The following is a 16,827-nucleotide window of genomic DNA, read 5'->3' as shown; positions in this document are numbered from 1 at the left end:
ATACCGCCGCCGCTGGGCGGCTTCGAAATCCGCTCCGGCGAACCGCTTGGCGGTGGTTCCGGCGGCCGCAGCGCAACAGGCGCCGCCGGCAGGCGCAGAAACGCCATCAAGGGCCGCCAGAGAAGCGTTTGCAGCAGCCTCAATACGTCTTCGCCCCGTTCACCATCAGCCGCACCATGTAGAGCGACGTGGTGCCGGCGATGTAGAGGCAGTTCAGCTTGTTGCCGCCGAACACGCAATTGGCGGTCACTTCCGGCACCTTGACCTTGCCGATCAGCGTGCCGTCGGGATCGTAGCAATGGATGCCGTCGGCGGCACTGGTCCAGATGCGGCCGGCCTCGTCGAGCCGGAAGCCGTCGAACAGGCCGGCCGTGCAGTCGGCGAACACCTTGCCGCCCGAGACCTTCTTGCCGTGCTTGCCGACGTTGAAGACCCGCATATGCGCGGGGTTCTGCGCGCCATGCGTGCGGCCGGTGTCGACGACATAGAGCTGGCTTTCATCCAGTGAAAAGGCAAGCCCGTTCGGCCGGACCATGTCGGTGATGACGGCCTCGACCTCGCCCGTATCCGGATCGACCCGGTAGACATTGCAAGCGCCGATCTCGCTTTCGGCCTTGTCGCCCTCATAGTCGGTGTCGATGCCGTAGCTCGGATCGGTGAACCAGATCGAGCCGTCGGATTTCACGACCGCGTCATTGGGCGAATTCAGCCGCTTGCCTTTCCATTCGGCCGCGATGGTGGTGACGGAACCGTCATGCTCGGTGCGGCTGACGCGGCGGCCGGAATGCTCGCACGTCACCAGTCGGCCCTGGCGGTCGACGGTGTTGCCGTTGGAATTGCCGGAGGGCTGACGGAAGACGCTCACATTGCCGTCGGTCTCGTCATAGCGCAGCATGCGGTTGTTGGGGATGTCGGACCAGACGACATAGCGGCCGGCGGCGAACCAGGCCGGCCCTTCCGCCCACTGACATCCGGTAAACAGCTTTTCCACCTGGGCGTTGCCGTTGAACAGCCGCGCGAAACGCGGATCCAGAATTTCGTAATAGTCTGCGGTCGCCATGCATTTCCTCCGGGCATCACGTGACGCGCGGATCAAGCCAGCCTGCGGGCGCGATGGCAAGGTGGCGCAGGCGCAATTTGTAAGACAAAAGGTGCCCGGCCGGCATGGCCCGCCAGCCTGTCCGGCCGTTTATGGTGCTGTAGCGCTGTATTAACCCGCTATGCGCCCTGTGCAATGGTGCATTGCAACATCTTCTTTTTGCATCGCACCATTCCTATGTCATGGTGCGAACGACCAAGGGAGGAACAAATTCACCGCTGATATGCGGCACGAAAGGACCCTTGCTATGGCTTTTGACAACCTCTTCTCCCGCGCGCGCTCCTCGATGGCCAAGCGCCGCCACTACAACCGCCTCGTCGCGGAAATCGAAAACCTAACGAGCCGCGATCTGGCCGACCTGCGCGCCGACCGCTCGGAAATGCTCTACCAGATCCACAGGCAGATCTACGGCTGAGCATTTCAGACGTCAGCGGGGCACCGCCCCCTCACCCGGATTGCCAAACCGAATTGCATGAGCAATTCGGGCAATTCGACCTCTCCCCCCGGGAGAGGAGCTAGCCTGTGCCGATGCTTCCCTCTTCTCCCCACGGGGAGAAGGTGGCCGCGTAGCGGCTCGATGAGGGGGCATGGCGCCAACGTCAGCCCGGTGCCGCGAGCGCCTTTTCAATCTGCGGCAACAGAACATCCCTCGCCGACTCCCCTGTCAGCGGCCCGACATGCTTGTAGGCAATCTTGCCGTCCTTGCCGATGACGAAGGTTTCCGGCACGCCGTAGACGCCCCAGTCGATGGCCGTGCGGCCGGCCTCGTCGACACCTATCGCCTGGAACGGATTGCCGAGATCACCAAGGAACCGGCGCGCGTTTTGCGCTTGGTCCTTGTAGTTTAGCGCGGCCATGACGAAGCGCTTGTCCTGCGACAGCTGCAAGAGCACCGGATGCTCTTCCCGGCACGGCGCGCACCACGATGCAAAGACGTTGACCAGCGTTACCTTGCCGGCGAAGGCTTTCGAATCCAGCCCGGGCAGGTTTGACCCTTCCAGCGCCGGCAGGTTGGTCTGCGGCGCCGGCAGGCCGATCAGCGCCGACGGCACTGCCGCCTCATCGCGTCCCGACAAAAGCTGCGACAGGAACAATCCGGCGAGGCCGAGAAAAACCAGCAGCGGCAACAGCACGACCAGGCGGCGGCGCGGCGACGCCGGCGTTTCGCTTTCCGTGCTCATGGCTTGCTGGCCCCAGTGCTGGCCCCAGTGCTGGCCCCAGTACCGGCTTTGTCCGAGCGACGCCGCACGCCGGCCGCTTCGAGGTCTGCCAGTTCGCGCTTGCGGGTCCGCTGGTCGAGCAGGATCCAGCCGATCAGCCCGGCCAGCACGATCACCGTGATGCCATAGGCGGCCGCGACATAGAGTGCGTGTGCACTCATGCGCTTCGCTCCCCTTCCACCGTCACTTCGTCGTGCTCGATCATGGCCTTCCCATAGCTTTGCGGCTTTCTTAGCTTTGCGGCTGGGGCTTCGCAATTGATCGTCGCGCCGCAGCGGTCATATCAATCCGTTCCATGCCGCAGCGCCAGTGCTGCCGCCACCGGACCCAGCACGGCAAGAAACAGCGTCAGCGCGGCAAGAATGAGGAAGGGCTGCAGGAACGGATCAGGATCGGCCACCGCGCCGTAGCTCGCCGACACCCCGAAGATCAGCACCGGGATCGTCAGCGGCAGCACCAGCACCGAGATCAGCAGCCCGCCACGCGGCAGCGCCACCGCCACCGCCGCCCCGACCGCGCCGATGAAAGTGATCGCCGGCGTGCCGGCCAGCAGCGTGAGCGCGGTGGCGCCGATGCTGAGCGGCTCCATGTTCATGAACAGGCTCAGCAGAGGTGCCGCAACAACCAGCGGCAGAACGCTGCCCGCCCAATGCGCCAGGCACTTCACCAGCACCGTCAACGCCAGCATGTGGCGGTCATTGCCCAGCACCAGAAGATCGAGCGACCCGTCTTCGCGATCGGCCTGAAACAGCCGGTCGAGGCCGAGCAGGCAGGCGAGCAGAGCGCCGATCCAAAGGATCGCCGGACCGATGCGGGCGAGCAGCTTCAGGTCCGGTCCGACACCGAAGGGGATGGTGGCGATGACGGCGAGGAAGAAGATGACGCCGGTGAGCGCTCCGCCGCCGGCGCGGATTGAGAGACGGACGTCGCGCAGGAAGAGGGCTAGCATTGCCAAGCCGCGCCTGCGGTTTGATCGCCATCTTGCCGAAGGTGGCGTTCCTTCACACCCCCCTCTGTCCTCCCGGACATCTCCCCCGCAAGGGGGGAGATTGGCAGCTCCACTGCTGACGCCTCTTTTTCAATGCCGGTGATTGGCGAAAGCCGGCATGACATCTGATCTCCCCCCCTGCGGGGGAGATGCCCGGCAGGGCAGAGGGGGGTGGGCGGGAATGCCGGCATCACCCTGTTGCTCCCATCCTCAATGCCTGTGCTCCATCCAATCCCAGCGGCAGGTGCGTCGCCGCGACAATAATCCCGCCCTCCGCGCAATGCCTCGTCATCAGCCCCGCAAACCGCGCATCCGAAGCCTTGTCCAGCCCGGCCGTCGGCTCATCCAGCAGCCACAGCGGCTTATGACTGACCAGCAATTTCGCAATTGCCGCGCGCCGCCTTTGCCCGGTCGACAGATAGCCGAAAGGCAGGTGGCCGATGCCGCCGAGACCAACCGTCTCCAGCGCCTCTTCGACACCCGACTGCCCATCGCCGTTGAAATCGCGCCAGAAGCGCAGATTCTCCGCCACGCTGAGCGCCGTCTTCATTGCATTGAGGTGGCCGAGATAGTGGACCGCCGAAGCGATCGTCGGAAACGTCTCGCCGCCGCCCTCGATGCGCACGTCGCCTTGCGCCTTCGGCAGCAGCCCGGCGATGACCCTGAGCAGCGTCGATTTGCCCGAACCGTTCGGCCCGGTGACGACCAGCACCTGGCCCTTGTCGAGCGCAAAACCGATGCCGGAAAAGACCGTCTCGCCGCCGCGTTCGCCGCCCAGATTTTCGGCAATCAGCCGCATGCCTGCCCGTCCCGAAAACTTTACCGCGCGATAGCTGCCGCATCGCACAAATTTGCTCCGCAACTGTCTAGAACTATTCCAGAAAATTCTCTATATGCGGGACATCCGTGCCAGCGGTCGGCACGGGAACAGAATTTGCGCCGAACCAGCGCACGCGCCGCCTTGAACGGCTCGGGTTGGCTGGGAACGGACAGCGGAAATGGCCGTACCCGCACCTTTGCGCGTGATTGCATGCCCATCGGCGTCCGTTCCCTTTCAGGCTGAACAGACAAGGACGGACCGCACGTGTCAAAATCCCTCGACAGTTTCAATTGCCGCCGCACCCTCACCGTGGGTGGCGCGGACTATGTCTATTACAATCTGGTCGAGGCCGAGAGGAACGGCCTCACCGGCATTGCCCAGCTGCCTTATTCGATGAAGGTGCTGCTGGAAAACCTTTTGCGCAATGAAGACGGCCGCTCCGTCACCAAGGACTCTATCCAGGCTGTTGCCGGCTGGCTGACCGACAAGGGCACCGCCGGCGTCGAGATCGCCTATCGCCCCGCGCGTGTCCTGATGCAGGATTTCACCGGCGTCCCGGCGGTGGTCGACCTGGCCGCCATGCGCGACGGCCTCAAGGCGCTCGGCGGGGATCCGCAGAAGATCAATCCGCTGGTGCCGGTCGACCTCGTCATCGACCACTCCGTCATCGTCGACGAATTCGGCACGCCACTGGCCTTTGCCAGGAATGTCGAGCTCGAATATGAGCGCAACGAAGAGCGCTATAAATTCCTGAAATGGGGCCAGCAGGCGTTCCACAATTTTCGCGTCGTGCCGCCCGGCACCGGCATCTGCCATCAGGTCAACCTCGAATATCTCGGTCAGGTCGTCTGGACCAACACGGAAGACGGCGAAACCACCGCTTATCCCGACACCTGCGTCGGCACCGATTCGCACACCACCATGATCAACGGCCTTGGCGTGCTCGGCTGGGGCGTCGGCGGCATCGAGGCCGAGGCGGCGATGCTCGGCCAGCCGGTTTCCATGCTGTTGCCCGAAGTCATCGGCTTCCGCCTCACCGGCAAACTCAGGGAAGGCATCACCGCCACTGACCTGGTGCTGACCGTCACCCAGATGCTGCGCAAGAAGGGCGTCGTCGGCAAGTTCGTCGAGTTCTTCGGCCCGGGCCTGTCCAACATGACGCTGGCCGACCGCGCCACCATCGGCAACATGGCGCCCGAATATGGCGCCACCTGCGGCTTCTTCCCGGTCGATGGCGAGACCATCCGCTACCTCACAATGTCGGGCCGCGAGGAAAGCCGCATCGCCCTGGTCGAAGCCTATTCCAAGGCGCAAGGCATGTGGCGTGACGCCGGCTCGGCCGACCCTGTCTTCACCGACCTGCTCGAACTCGAGCTCGACAGCGTCGTGCCGTCGATGGCAGGTCCCAAGCGTCCCGAAGGCCGCGTTCCGCTCGAAGGCATTCCGGCCGGCTTCGCCAAGGCGATGGAGACCGAGTACAAGAAGGCTGCCGAAATCCACAAGCGCTATGCCGTCGGAGGCACCGACCATGATCTCGGCCATGGCGATGTCGTGATTGCCGCCATCACGTCCTGCACCAACACCTCCAACCCGAGCGTGCTGATCGGCGCCGGCCTCTTGGCGCGCAACGCCAACCGGCTCGGCCTCAAGCAGAAGCCGTGGGTGAAGACCTCGCTGGCGCCGGGCAGCCAGGTGGTCGCCGAATATCTGGAAAAGTCCGGCCTGCAGAAGGAGCTCGACCAGATCGGCTTCAACCTGGTTGGTTTCGGCTGCACCACCTGCATCGGCAATTCCGGCCCGCTGCCGGCGCCGATCTCCAAGACCATCAACGATAAGGGCCTGATCGCCGCCGCAGTGCTCTCCGGCAACCGCAACTTCGAAGGCCGTGTTTCACCTGACGTGCAGGCGAACTATCTGGCGTCGCCGCCGCTGGTGGTAGCCCATGCTTTGGCCGGCACCGTCACCAAGGACCTGACCACCGAGCCACTCGGCGAAGGCCGCGACGGCAAGCCGGTCTATCTCAGGGATATCTGGCCGAGTTCGGCCGAGATCCAGGAGTTCATCGAGAAGAACGTCACACGTGAGCTATTCGCCCGCAAATATGCCGACGTCTTCAAGGGCGACGAATACTGGCAGAACGTCAAGGCGCCGGAAGGCCAGACCTATGCCTGGGACGACAACTCGACCTATGTGCAGAACCCGCCCTATTTCGCCGGCATGACCTCCGGTTTCGGCAAGATCGGCGACATCAAGGGCGCGCGCGTGCTCGGCCTGTTCGGCGACAAGATCACCACCGATCACATCTCACCGGCGGGTTCGATCAAGGCCGCTTCCCCGGCCGGCAAATACCTCACCGACCATGGCGTCGGCGTTGCCGACTTCAACCAGTACGGCACAAGGCGCGGCAACCATGAGGTGATGATGCGCGGCACCTTCGCCAACATCCGCATCCGCAACCACATGCTGGGCGAGAACGGCCGCGAGGGCGGCTACACCATCCACTACCCGTCGAAGGAAGAGGAATCGATCTACGACGCGGCGATGAGATACAAAAAGGAAGGCGTGCCGCTGGTCATCTTCGCCGGCGTCGAATACGGCAACGGCTCCTCGCGCGACTGGGCAGCTAAAGGAACGAATCTCCTCGGTGTCCGTGCCGTCATCGCCCAGTCCTTCGAGCGCATCCATCGCTCCAACCTAGTCGGCATGGGCGTCATCCCCTTCGTCTTCGAGGAAGGCACCTCATGGGCCTCGCTCAACCTCAAGGGTGACGAGCTGGTCGAGATCGACGGCATAAGCACCATCAAGCCACGCCAGACGATGATCGCCAAGGTGACCTATGGCGACGGCACCGTGAAGAACGTGCCGATCATCTGCCGCATCGATACGCTGGACGAACTCGACTACTTCAAGAATGGCGGCATTTTGCAATACGTGCTGCGCGATCTGGCCGCGTAGCGGCCAGGGCTTAGGCAGTAGGGATTGGGCGGTAGCGGGGAACGACATCCCCTACTCCCTACTCCCTACTCCCTACTCCCTACTCCCTACTCCCTACTCCCTACTCCCAGTCTTTCCAAAGCATTGCCCGACCCGATCGAAGCCCCGCCCTGTACGACAGGAGTAAAAACCGGCTGGGCTCAGCAAGATCTGCCCCACGCTCCTGATGCCATGCTCCCGATCGAACCGGGCGGTGAAGTGCTCCCCCTGTGATGGCCATACCCATGGTTGCGGCAGCAAAAATTTCACCGCAACGTGACTTCCCGTTGACTGTCGCTTCTGCCACAAATCTGGGCAACCAGAACAAGGCCGGCGTCACCGGCGGGAATCGGAACGATCATGGCACCTCGACACCCTCTCCGGCTTGCGGCTTTTGCGCTGGCCTTCTCGGCGCTTGCCGGGACCGGGTTCGCCGAGGAATCGGGAACGACCCAGACCGACAAACCGCAGATTGACAGGCCCTTGGGCGTGGTCGAGCTGTTCACCAGCCAGGGCTGCAATTCCTGCCCGCCGGCGGACGCTTTCTTTGCCGAGCTGGCGGCCAAGGACAACGTCGTCGCGCTCGCCTACCACGTCAATTACTGGGACTATCTCGGCTGGCAGGACACGCTGAGCAGCAAGGACAATACCGACCGGCAATATGACTATATGCGCGCCTTCGGCACCCGCTCCGTCTACACGCCGCAAGCCGTCATCAATGGTCGCAGCCATGTCAACGGCGCCAGCCGCAAGGAGGTCGACGGCGCGCTTGCCCGCATGGAGAAATCCGGTGAAGGCATGCGGGTCAGCGTCAAGGTCAGCCGCACCAGCGATCGCGTCATGATCGATGCCGGCGACGCCGGTAGCGGCCCCAGCGACGCCCATGTCGTCATCGTCTATTTCGAACCACCGCAGACGGTGACCATCGCCAAGGGCGAGAACACCGGCCGCAGCATGACCTACTGGAACGCTGTCACCGGCATCCAGACCGCCGGCATGTGGCACGGCAAGGCGCAGCGCTACGAATTGCCGATGACCGAGATCGCCAAGAAAGGCGGCTGCGCCGTGCTGCTGCAATCGGTCGGCAAGGACGGCCTGCCGGGGCCTATTCTGGGCGCGGCGTTTATTCACAAGCCTTAAGAGGCTGGTCCATATCTTTTGATATCGGCGGGACAGCACCCCCCTCTGGCCTGCCGGCCATCTCCCCCGCAAGGAGGGAGATTGGCAGCTTCGCCACATCCGCCATCCTGTCCCACGTTTGAGATTGGCGAAAGCAAACGCGAAATCTGATCTCCACGCTTGCGGGGAGATGTCCGGCAGGACAGAGGGGGTGTGAAGGATCACGACGACAAGTGTCTGGCGCCGCCCAACAAAAAAACCGACGTCAGCTTGCTTCTGACGTCGGTCATTTAGGCTTTGGGATCGTCGCACCCGGTCTCTCCCTGAGGAAAGTCCGAGGTTGGTTCGATCCGACGCAGACCCGTGGGCGGGGGGCTTGGGGTTTACGAGCCGGTGCCGGACCGAACCGTCTCAGGCAACGCCCGTAAATTCGTCGGACATTGGGGCATGAGCGCGGATAAAAAAAGGCGGAAATGTGGCGAGGCATCACCAATTCAAACACCGCGTTTTATAAAAGTGACTGGACGTTGCGAAAACAGCGCGGTCCCGGGATGGTTAGCCGGGCCTTGCAATTCCACGGCGAACACGCCAACTTCTGCAAGCGAGATTCATTTTCAAAGGGATCGCGGGATGACCGATCGCAGCGGTGGGACGGAGGATGGGGACGCATCCGCAATATTGATCCCGCTGCACGAGGCGCGACGCGAACGCCTCGACCAGCCGGTCCGTTTCGACCGGCGTGAACTCGACGAGATCCTGAGGCTGTACGGACGCATGGTCGCCGCCAACGAATGGCGCGACTATGCCATCGATCATCTGTCTGATCGGGCTGTGTTTTCAGTCTTCCGCCGGGCCAGCGAAGTGCCGCTGTTCCAGATCGTCAAGGATCCGAAACTGGCGCGCCGGCAAGGCGCCTTCGCCGTCATCGCCGCCGGCGGCCGAATCCTCAAGCGCGGCCAAGAACTCGGTCGCGTGCTCAACGTCTTCGATGCTAAGCTGAAGATTGTCCAGGCCTAATTGAGAATTGGGGAATTGAAGAACTGAAGAATTGAAAAGAGGATGTAACGGTCGAAATACCGCCGGGTTTGTTCTCAGCTATTCAAATCCTCAATTCTTCAGTTCTTCAACTCCTCAATTCCCCCTCCTCAGGCTCTCACGAAACTTCCGCTCCGGCAGCGAATGCGGATCGGGCGGAACCGTTACGCCGCCATTCAGCGACAGCTGCATGAACACCGTGTCAAGCCAGCGCCCATGCTTGTAGCCGGAGCCTTCCAGGCGACCGGAATGGCGAAAGCCGAGCTTTTCATGCAGCCGCACCGAGGCGCTGTCTGCATGGCCGTCGCCGATCACCGCGACGATCTGGCGAAAGCCCGCCATACGGCAGGCTTCAATCAGCGCCTGCATCAGCAGCAGCCCGACGCCCTGGCCCTTCGCATCAGGCGCGACATAGACGGAATCCTCTACGATGAAGCGGTAGGCCGGGCGCGGCCGGAACGCGCCGGCATAGGCGTAGCCGAGCAGCGCGCCACCTCGTTCCGCCACCAGATAGGGAAAGCCCCCCGCCGTCAGGCTGTCGAAGCGCCCACCCATCTCAGTGCGGCTGGGCGGCTCCAGCTCATAGCTCGCGGTGCCATGCGTCACGGCATCGCCGTAGATCTCGGTGATTCGGCCGAGGTCGCCTTCCAAGGCCGCGCGGATGGAAATAGTGCTCATGATTTATGCAGACGATTCATCTGCCTCCATGACAGCAAAGGCCGGCACAAAAGAAAAGGGCGGCCGTTGGCCGCCCTCTTGATATCAGCTGGTCCAGTTGCCTGATGGGAAGACCGCCTAGCGGCGATCGCCCATGAACTGCAGCAGGAACATGAACAGGTTGATGAAGTCGAGATATAGCCTCAACGCGCCCATGATCGCCTTGCGGCCGGCAACGTCGGCCTGATCGCCTTCGTAGTACATTTCCTTGATGGTCTGCGTGTCATAGGCGGTGAGCCCGGCGAAGATCAGCACGCCGATCGCCGAGATGGCGAAGCCGAGCGCCGACGATTGCAGGAAGATGTTGATCAGCATGGCGATCACCAGGCCGACCACGCCCATGACCAGGAACGAGCCGAAGGCCGAAAGGTCGCGCTTGGTCGTGTAGCCGTAGAGCGACAGCGCGCCGAAGGCGGCCGCCGTGGCGAAGAACGTCTGGGTGATCGACGCGCCGGTGTAGACCAGGAAGATGGTCGACAGCGACAGGCCGACCAGGCCCGAATAGACCCAGAAGGTGGTTTGCGCCGCGGCCACGCTCATCGACTGGATCCTGAACGACAGGAAGAAGACGGCGGCGAGCGGAGCCAGGATGACCACCCAGCGGAAGGCGCTGGCATAGATCAGCGTGCCGAAAGCGGTCAGCTGTCCGTCGCCGGTGACGGCGAGCTGGAAAGCGCCCCAGGCGGCGACGCCGGTGATGAGGAGGCCAAGCCCCATCAAATTGTAGACCTTGAGCATGTAAGTGCGCAGGCCTTGGTCAATGTCGGCGCGCGCGCCCGGCACGGCCGAAGTCTGGTAGTTGCGAATGGGCTCAGCCATTGGAATCCTCTGTTGCTTCTGCCCCGTACGGTGTCAGGCCCTTTCGGACCTGGGCGCCGCTGGCGGGGCTCCAGCATGCCTGTGGCGAAATATGATGTTTCTTGACGTCAAGAACAAGACCGTAACGGGGCTGCAACGCTTGGTGAATCTCCGGAAGCCGGTTTTCTTGGGCTTCCATGACTGCACATTACCAAGATTTAATCGGAAACGGCAGATTCGGCCAACCTTGCCGCTTGGGGCCTAGAGGTTGCGCAGCACCGGCGCCGCCCTGTGGCCGAGCACCCGCCAGGTGCCGGCAAGGCCGATGCCGACCGTGATCACCAGCGCAAACACCAAGGTCGCCACTGCCACCTCCGGCATGAAATGCGACGGCAGTGTCATGATGCGGGCAACGATGTACCAGGCGGAGACGCCGCCGGCAGCCAACGCGAACACCGCGGTGGCCAGGCCGATCAGCATGTATTCCAGCGAAAACGCCGTGATAAGCGTGCGCCTCGTGGCGCCCAGCGTCTTCAGCACCACGGCATCGTGGATGCGGGCGCGATTTCCCGCGGCGAGCGCGCCGGCAAGCACCAGCACCGAAGCGATCAAGGCAACGCCGGCCGCGGCCCGGATCGCCGTGCCGAGCTGGCCGACCAGCCGGTTGACGACATCGAGCGCGTCCTTGACCCGAACTGTCGTCACCGCCGGGAAGGCGCGGGTGACGGCGTTCAGCAGGCGGGCATCCTCTGCTGCCGTGGCATCCTTTTCGGTCAGCGTCGCCAGCCAGCCATGCGGGGCGCCGGCAAAAGTGTTGGGCGAGAACACCATGACGAAGTTGATGCCCATCGTCTCCCATTGCACCTCTCGGAAATTGGCGATCCTGGCCGTCACATTGCGTCCGAGCACATTGACGGTGACGGTATCGCCAAGCTTCAGGCCGAGCGCCTTGCCTTCATCGTTGGAGAACGAAACCAGCGGTTCGCCGCTGTAATTCTCCGGCCACCAGATGCCTTCGGTCAGTGTCGCATTGGCCGGCTGTTTGGCGTCGTAGGTCAGGCCGCGATCGCCGCGCAGCACCCAGGCGCCTTCCGATGGCACATTGGCCTTGTCGACACTAACGCCGTTCAGCGCCATCACCCGGCCGCGCAGCATCGGCACCTTGACCAGCGTTCCCTTCGGCGCCTCTTTGCCGATCAATGTCGAGAAGGCATCGACCTCGCTATTCTGGATGTCGACGAAGAAGAAATTCGGCGCCCGTTCCGGCAGACTGCCGGAGATCTGCTGCCTGAGATTGCCGTCGACCAGCGCCAGCGTCACCAAAAGCGTCAGCCCGAGCCCGAGCGACAGCACGACGGACGGCGTCAGCGCGCCGGGCCGGTGGATGTTGCCGATGGCGAGCCGAAGCGCGACCGAGCGCACACGCGGGCTTTTGCGCGCCACCCACTGCACCAGAGCACCGACCAGGCGCAACACCAGAAAGGCAAAGATCGTCGCGCCGACGAAGATCAAGGCGATGCGCCGGTCGCCAGAAAACAGGATGGCCAAAGCCGCCAAAGCGAGCGCGATGCCGACCGCCGTGGCAAGATAGGGCAGGCGTGGAAAGCCTCGGCCCTCAAAACCCATTTCGCGAAACAGCGCGGTCGCCGGCACATCGCGGGCGCGGCCGAGCGGCAACAGCGCGAAGGCCAGCGTCACCAGCAGCCCGAACAGCGCGGCAAGAGCCAGCGCACCGGGATAGAAGCCGCCTTCGGCCGGCACCGGAATGACCGACTGGAGCGCAGCGCTGGCTGCAAACGGCATGGCGGCGCCGAGGATGAGGCCAAGCGCGATGCCGAGGCCGGCGATCATCAGGATTTGCACGAGATAGACGGTGAAGACGAAGCCGCCCGAGGCGCCAAGGCTCTTGAAGGTGGCGATGACGCCGCGCTTGCCGTCGAGATAGGCGCGCACCGCATTGGCAACGCCGACGCCGCCGACCACCAGCGCCGTCAGCCCGACCAGCGTCAGGAATTGCGAGAAGCGCTCGATGTTGGCCGACAGCGCCGGCGCCGCATTGGAACGCGTGCGGATCGACCAGCCGGCTTCAGGGAAATCGCTCGCCGCCCGATCCTGGATGGCTTTGAGATCGGCTTGGCTGGCGCCGGCCGGCAGCCGAACCTTGTAGGCATTCTCGACTAGGCTGCCCGGCTGGATCAGGCCGGACGCGGCAAGCCCCGCGGTCGAGACCATCAGCCGCGGCGCGAAGCCGAAACCGTCCGACACCGCATCCGGTTCGCTCACCAGCCTGGCCCGCAATTCGAATGTCGCGCTGCCGACCTTCAGCCGGTCACCGATCTCCACATTCAGCCGGTCGAACAACAGGTCGGGCGCGGCGGCGCCAAAGACGCCTGATTTCTCGCCGAACAAATCCTTTCTGCCAAGCTGCGGCGCGGTCTCGATCGCGCCATAGAGCGGATAGGCGTCGTCGACGGCCTTGGCCTCGACCAGCGCCTGGTCGGAGCCGTCTTCCAGCCGCGCCATCGAGCGCATATTGGCGCTGTGCGACACAGTGCCGAGGCGGTCGAGGAAGGTGCTTTCGGCTGGCGTCGCATCGCGCTGGTTGAGCTGGAAGCGCAAGTCGCCGCCAAGCAGCGTCTGGCCCTGGTCGGCAACGCCTGCGGTGATCGCCTGCGCCACCGAATTGACCCCGCCGATTGCAGCGACGCCGAGCGCGATGCAGGCAAGGAAGATCATGAAGCCGGACAGTCCGCCGCGCATCTCGCGCAGCGAAAAGCGGAACGCGAGCTTCAGCGTCTGCGACAGTGGCATCAGGCCGGCACCTTGACCTGCGCTACCGGCGCATCCTCGATGCGGCCGGAGCGCATCGACACCTGGCGCGAGCAGCGCGCCGCAAGGGCCGGATCGTGCGTGACCAGCACCAAGGTCATGCCGCGCTCGGCCGCTTTGGCGAACAAAAGGTCGGCGACCTGCCGCCCAGTCGCCTGGTCGAGATTGCCGGTCGGCTCGTCGGCGATGAGAATGCGCGGCGACGGCGCCAGCGCGCGGGCGATCGCCACGCGCTGCTGTTCGCCGCCGGACAGCTCGCCCGGATAGTGGGTGACGCGGTCGCTCAAGCCCACCGCTGCCAGCTCGCGCGCGGCGACGCCGAACGGATCGGCATGGCCGGCCAGTTCCAGCGGCACTGCGACATTTTCGAGCGCCGTCATGTTGGGAATGAGATGGAAGGACTGAAAGACGATGCCTATGTTTCGGCCCCGAAACGAGGCGATCTGGTCCTCGCTTTGGCCGTTCAGCAATTCGCCGGCAATGCGCACCGTGCCCGAATCGACCCGCTCCAGCCCGGCCAGCACCATCAGCAAGGTCGACTTGCCGGAACCCGAAGGGCCGACAATGCCGGTCGCCTCGCCGCGCGTCACGTCAAGGCTGACGCCTTTCAGCACATGCACAGACGAAGCCCCTTGGCCCAGGGTCAGGGATATGTCTTTCAGCGCGATGACGGCTTCTGTCACAATTAAAGCGTCCTATATCAGGATGAAGGCTCTGCTTGCCGGAAGCCGTCGCCGGAAGAATCCTCGGGTATATGGGGCCTGCCACATGTCTTTCAAACGCAAGATGTCTTTCAAACGCTTGAATGCCGCAGGGCTCGTCTTTTTCGTCACCCTTTGCGGCGCCATTTCGTCGGTACGCGCCGAGACGTTCACCATCGTCGGGTTCGGCGACAGCCTGATGGCCGGTTTCGGCCTCGGGCCTGGCGATGGCTTTACCGACAAATTGCAAGCTGCGCTGCGGGCCAAAGGCCATGACGTCACCGTAGCCAACGCCGGCGTTTCAGGCGACACCTCGAGCGGCGGCTTGGCGCGGCTTGACTGGTCGGTGCCGGATGGGACAAGGCTGGTTATCCTCGAACTCGGCGCCAACGACATGCTGCGCGGCGTCTCGCCCAGCATTACGGAAAAGAACCTGGACGACATGCTGGCGAAGCTGAAAGCGCGCAAGATCGCGGTGCTTTTGGCCGGCATGCGCGCCGCTCCCAATCTCGGCGCCGACTACCAGAACGCCTTCGATGCGATCTATCCAAAGCTTGCCGCGAAATACGATGTGCCGCTCTATCCGTTTTTTCTCGATGGCGTCGCCGGGCAGTCCGGCCTGCAGTTGGAGGATGGCCTGCATCCCAATCCGAAGGGCGTCGCAGCGATGGTCGAGCGCATCCTGCCCGCCGTGGAGAAGGCGATTGCGGCAGTTCAGGGTGGCGGTTGAACGCCGGCGTGACGAGAATAACACGCGGCGATCATTTTGACCGGTGTGGCCAAAAAGGACATATAGCCTCCAAAAGGAGGGTCATATGGCCATTATCATCAAGAGAGAGGACGCTGTTCGCCTCGCGCGAACTTTGAAACAAAAGACCGGGCTGCAGAGGGCCCGGGTCGCCTGTTCGTAAAAATGCCTGCAACCAACAAACCACTTGCCCCGTTTGACTATCGATGATTCGCTAGGGGCACAGTTCGATTCGAGGAAGGGAGGCTCACCATGCCGCGTCTTTTCACCGCCCTCGAAATACCGCGTGACGCCGCTCTTTCGCTGTCCCTGCTCAGGGGCGGCCTGCCCGGAGCCCGCTGGATCGATGTCGAAAACTACCATCTGACGCTGCGCTTCATCGGCGACGTCGAAGGCCATGTCGCCGACGAAATCGCCAACGCACTCGACCGGGTGCACCGCCCATCCTTCTCGCTCACCCTGTCCGGAGTTGGCGCTTTCGGCCAGAAGAAGCCGCACGCCGTCTGGGCCGGCGTCTTCGCCTCGCCCGACCTTTCGGCGCTGCAGAGCGAAATCGACCGCATCTGCCAGCGGCTCGGCCTGCCCGCCGACCCGCGCAAGTTCACCCCGCATGTTACGCTGGCACGCTTGCGCAATTCGAGCCCGCTCGACGTCGCCCAGTACCTGTCGGCGCGCGGCAATTTTGCGACGCTACCGTTTCGCGTCGGCCGCTTCGTGCTGATGTCGTCGCGCGATTCGGTCGGCGGCGGTCCCTACATTGTCGAGGAGGCGTGGCCGCTCTCCGGCGTCGACGCCCGCGCCACCAATCTCGTCGCCAGCGCCTCCGACGCTTCGCGGATCATGCGGTAGACCGAAGCGAACGCTTCGGCCCCGTCATAATAGGGATCCGGCACGTCGCGGGTTTTGCCCTGCGCAAACTCTGCCAAGAGATGAATACGTTCGCGCGCACCGGCCGGCGCCAACGCCTTGAGGTCGCGGACATTCTGCCGATCCATGCCGAGGATCAGGTCGAAGCGCGAAAAATCCCCCGGCCTGACCTTGCGTGCCCGCTGCCCTGATATGTCGATGCCGTGGCGGGCCGCAATCGCGATCGAGCGCGGGTCGGGCGCTTCGCCGAGGTTCCAGCCGCCGGTCGCCGCAGAGTCCAGCACAATATCGTCCAGCACCATGTCGCGGCCGCGCTCCGCCAGCACGGCGCGAAACACGCCTTCGGCCAGGGGTGAACGGCAGATGTTGCCGAGGCAGACGAAGAGTATGGAATTTATCGGCTTTACGCTCATTCGATATGCGCCGTTCGTGCATTTGGAAGCCCAAAACGCAAAGGACTTTTGGGCGACTTGCATTATGGTGAGGGTCGATATCTGGGATAGCACGGGAAATCATCATGAAGAGAGAGAAACTCAGCAAGGACGCCATCGCCGCCGCACTGGCCGAACTGCCTGGCTGGTCGCAGGCAGCCGATGGCGCCTCCATCAAGCGCAGCTTTGTCTTCAAGAATTTTTCCGAGGCCTTCGCCTTCATGACCCGCGTCGCGCTGGCCGCCGAGAAGATGGACCATCATCCCGACTGGTCGAACGTCTACAAGACTGTCGACGTGACGCTCAACACCCATGATGCCGACGGTGTCACCGCGCTCGACATCGCGCTGGCCAAGAAGATGAATGGGTATGCTGGCGGCTGAACGCTGGGGCGGCAACGCCAAATCGGCGCCATCCTCTTGCAGTGGACCGGGACTTTCACCACATTTTCCGTGGCGGCCGCGCGCAACGCGTAGCGCGAC

17 protein-coding genes are annotated in these 16,827 nt (G+C 63.4%); 7 read left to right on the top strand and 10 right to left on the bottom strand.

The genetic code is table 11. The features are described 5' to 3' along the window. Nucleotides 1-139: 139 nt before the first annotated feature. The gene (locus tag NKI31_RS18980; protein ID WP_023671738.1) at nucleotides 140-1,060 is read right to left on the bottom strand and encodes an SMP-30/gluconolactonase/LRE family protein; all 921 of its coding nucleotides are present in this window, start codon (nucleotides 1,058-1,060) and stop codon (nucleotides 140-142) included. Nucleotides 1,061-1,346: 286 nt separating this feature from the next. Between NKI31_RS18980 and NKI31_RS18975 the strand changes: the two genes are divergently transcribed. Further along, complete coding sequence (locus NKI31_RS18975) at nucleotides 1,347-1,514, top strand: hypothetical protein (RefSeq protein WP_023683851.1); 168 nt, start codon at nucleotides 1,347-1,349, stop codon at nucleotides 1,512-1,514. 184 nt (nucleotides 1,515-1,698) lie between these two features. Here the strand turns inward: NKI31_RS18975 and NKI31_RS18970 are convergent, their stop codons facing one another. The 4 genes from NKI31_RS18970 to ccmA all read right to left on the bottom strand — a co-directional run bounded on the left by NKI31_RS18970 (nucleotide 1,699) and on the right by ccmA (nucleotide 4,106). Then, nucleotides 1,699-2,280 carry a DsbE family thiol:disulfide interchange protein gene (locus NKI31_RS18970; protein WP_023683850.1) on the bottom strand — a complete coding sequence of 194 codons (582 nt, stop codon included), beginning with the start codon at nucleotides 2,278-2,280 and terminating at the stop codon, nucleotides 1,699-1,701. Further along, nucleotides 2,277-2,480: a heme exporter protein CcmD gene (gene ccmD / locus NKI31_RS18965; RefSeq protein ID WP_023683849.1), complete on the bottom strand. Its 204-nt coding sequence runs from the start codon at nucleotides 2,478-2,480 to the stop codon at nucleotides 2,277-2,279. Before ccmD ends, NKI31_RS18970 begins: the two co-directional genes overlap by 4 nt. A 122-nt stretch (nucleotides 2,481-2,602) precedes the next feature. After that, nucleotides 2,603-3,268, bottom strand: a complete 666-nt coding sequence (ccmB, locus tag NKI31_RS18960) for a heme exporter protein CcmB (RefSeq protein ID WP_023683848.1) — start codon at nucleotides 3,266-3,268, stop codon at nucleotides 2,603-2,605. A 229-nt stretch (nucleotides 3,269-3,497) separates the two neighbouring features. After that, complete coding sequence (ccmA, locus tag NKI31_RS18955) at nucleotides 3,498-4,106, bottom strand: heme ABC exporter ATP-binding protein CcmA (protein ID WP_023683847.1); 609 nt, start codon at nucleotides 4,104-4,106, stop codon at nucleotides 3,498-3,500. 285 nt (nucleotides 4,107-4,391) lie between these two features. Here ccmA and acnA point away from each other — a divergent pair, with 285 nt between their 5' ends. The 3 genes from acnA (at nucleotide 4,392) to NKI31_RS18940 (ending at nucleotide 9,236) form a co-directional block, all read left to right on the top strand. Continuing rightward, nucleotides 4,392-7,082 carry an aconitate hydratase AcnA gene (gene acnA, locus NKI31_RS18950; protein ID WP_023818338.1) on the top strand — a complete coding sequence of 897 codons (2,691 nt, stop codon included), beginning with the start codon at nucleotides 4,392-4,394 and terminating at the stop codon, nucleotides 7,080-7,082. Nucleotides 7,083-7,460: 378 nt separating this feature from the next. Then, complete coding sequence (locus tag NKI31_RS18945; protein ID WP_023683845.1) at nucleotides 7,461-8,240, top strand: DUF1223 domain-containing protein; 780 nt, start codon at nucleotides 7,461-7,463, stop codon at nucleotides 8,238-8,240. 609 nt (nucleotides 8,241-8,849) lie between these two features. Beyond that, the gene (locus NKI31_RS18940; RefSeq protein ID WP_023683844.1) at nucleotides 8,850-9,236 is read left to right on the top strand and encodes a DUF2794 domain-containing protein; all 387 of its coding nucleotides are present in this window, start codon (nucleotides 8,850-8,852) and stop codon (nucleotides 9,234-9,236) included. A 114-nt stretch (nucleotides 9,237-9,350) separates the two neighbouring features. Here the strand turns inward: NKI31_RS18940 and NKI31_RS18935 are convergent, their stop codons facing one another. The 4 genes from NKI31_RS18935 to NKI31_RS18920 all read right to left on the bottom strand — a co-directional run bounded on the left by NKI31_RS18935 (nucleotide 9,351) and on the right by NKI31_RS18920 (nucleotide 14,281). Beyond that, entirely contained in the window at nucleotides 9,351-9,932 is a 582-nt protein-coding gene (locus NKI31_RS18935) for a GNAT family N-acetyltransferase (protein ID WP_023818340.1), read from the bottom strand. 117 nt (nucleotides 9,933-10,049) lie between these two features. Next, nucleotides 10,050-10,790: a Bax inhibitor-1/YccA family protein gene (locus tag NKI31_RS18930; protein ID WP_023671726.1), complete on the bottom strand. Its 741-nt coding sequence runs from the start codon at nucleotides 10,788-10,790 to the stop codon at nucleotides 10,050-10,052. 240 nt (nucleotides 10,791-11,030) lie between these two features. Then, nucleotides 11,031-13,580, bottom strand: coding sequence for an ABC transporter permease (locus NKI31_RS18925; RefSeq protein ID WP_352652313.1), 2,550 nt, complete (start codon nucleotides 13,578-13,580; stop codon nucleotides 11,031-11,033). After that, a complete protein-coding gene (locus tag NKI31_RS18920) occupies nucleotides 13,580-14,281 on the bottom strand; it encodes an ABC transporter ATP-binding protein (protein ID WP_023738019.1) in 702 nt (233 codons plus the stop codon). Before NKI31_RS18920 ends, NKI31_RS18925 begins: the two co-directional genes overlap by 1 nt. Nucleotides 14,282-14,384: 103 nt before the next feature. Here NKI31_RS18920 and NKI31_RS18915 point away from each other — a divergent pair, with 103 nt between their 5' ends. After that, nucleotides 14,385-15,029, top strand: a complete 645-nt coding sequence (locus NKI31_RS18915; protein WP_352461010.1) for an arylesterase — start codon at nucleotides 14,385-14,387, stop codon at nucleotides 15,027-15,029. 270 nt (nucleotides 15,030-15,299) lie between these two features. Next, nucleotides 15,300-15,896 (top strand): RNA 2',3'-cyclic phosphodiesterase, encoded by a 597-nt coding sequence (thpR, locus tag NKI31_RS18910; protein WP_023818342.1) that lies wholly within the window; start codon nucleotides 15,300-15,302, stop codon nucleotides 15,894-15,896. Here thpR and NKI31_RS18905 read toward each other — a convergent pair. Beyond that, entirely contained in the window at nucleotides 15,800-16,327 is a 528-nt protein-coding gene (locus NKI31_RS18905) for a low molecular weight protein-tyrosine-phosphatase (RefSeq protein ID WP_023671721.1), read from the bottom strand. The genes thpR and NKI31_RS18905 overlap by 97 nt on opposite strands. Nucleotides 16,328-16,431: 104 nt before the next feature. Between NKI31_RS18905 and NKI31_RS18900 the strand changes: the two genes are divergently transcribed. Continuing rightward, entirely contained in the window at nucleotides 16,432-16,728 is a 297-nt protein-coding gene (locus NKI31_RS18900) for a 4a-hydroxytetrahydrobiopterin dehydratase (RefSeq protein WP_352652312.1), read from the top strand. Nucleotides 16,729-16,827: the final 99 nt, after the last annotated feature.

Origin of the sequence: Mesorhizobium sp. M0659, from assembly GCF_040320605.1 — a bacterium.
In the GTDB taxonomy this organism is placed as follows: Bacteria; Pseudomonadota; Alphaproteobacteria; order Rhizobiales; family Rhizobiaceae; genus Mesorhizobium.
Note: the sequence above shows the minus strand (reverse complement) of the source record. Positions and strands in the feature narration are given on the sequence as shown.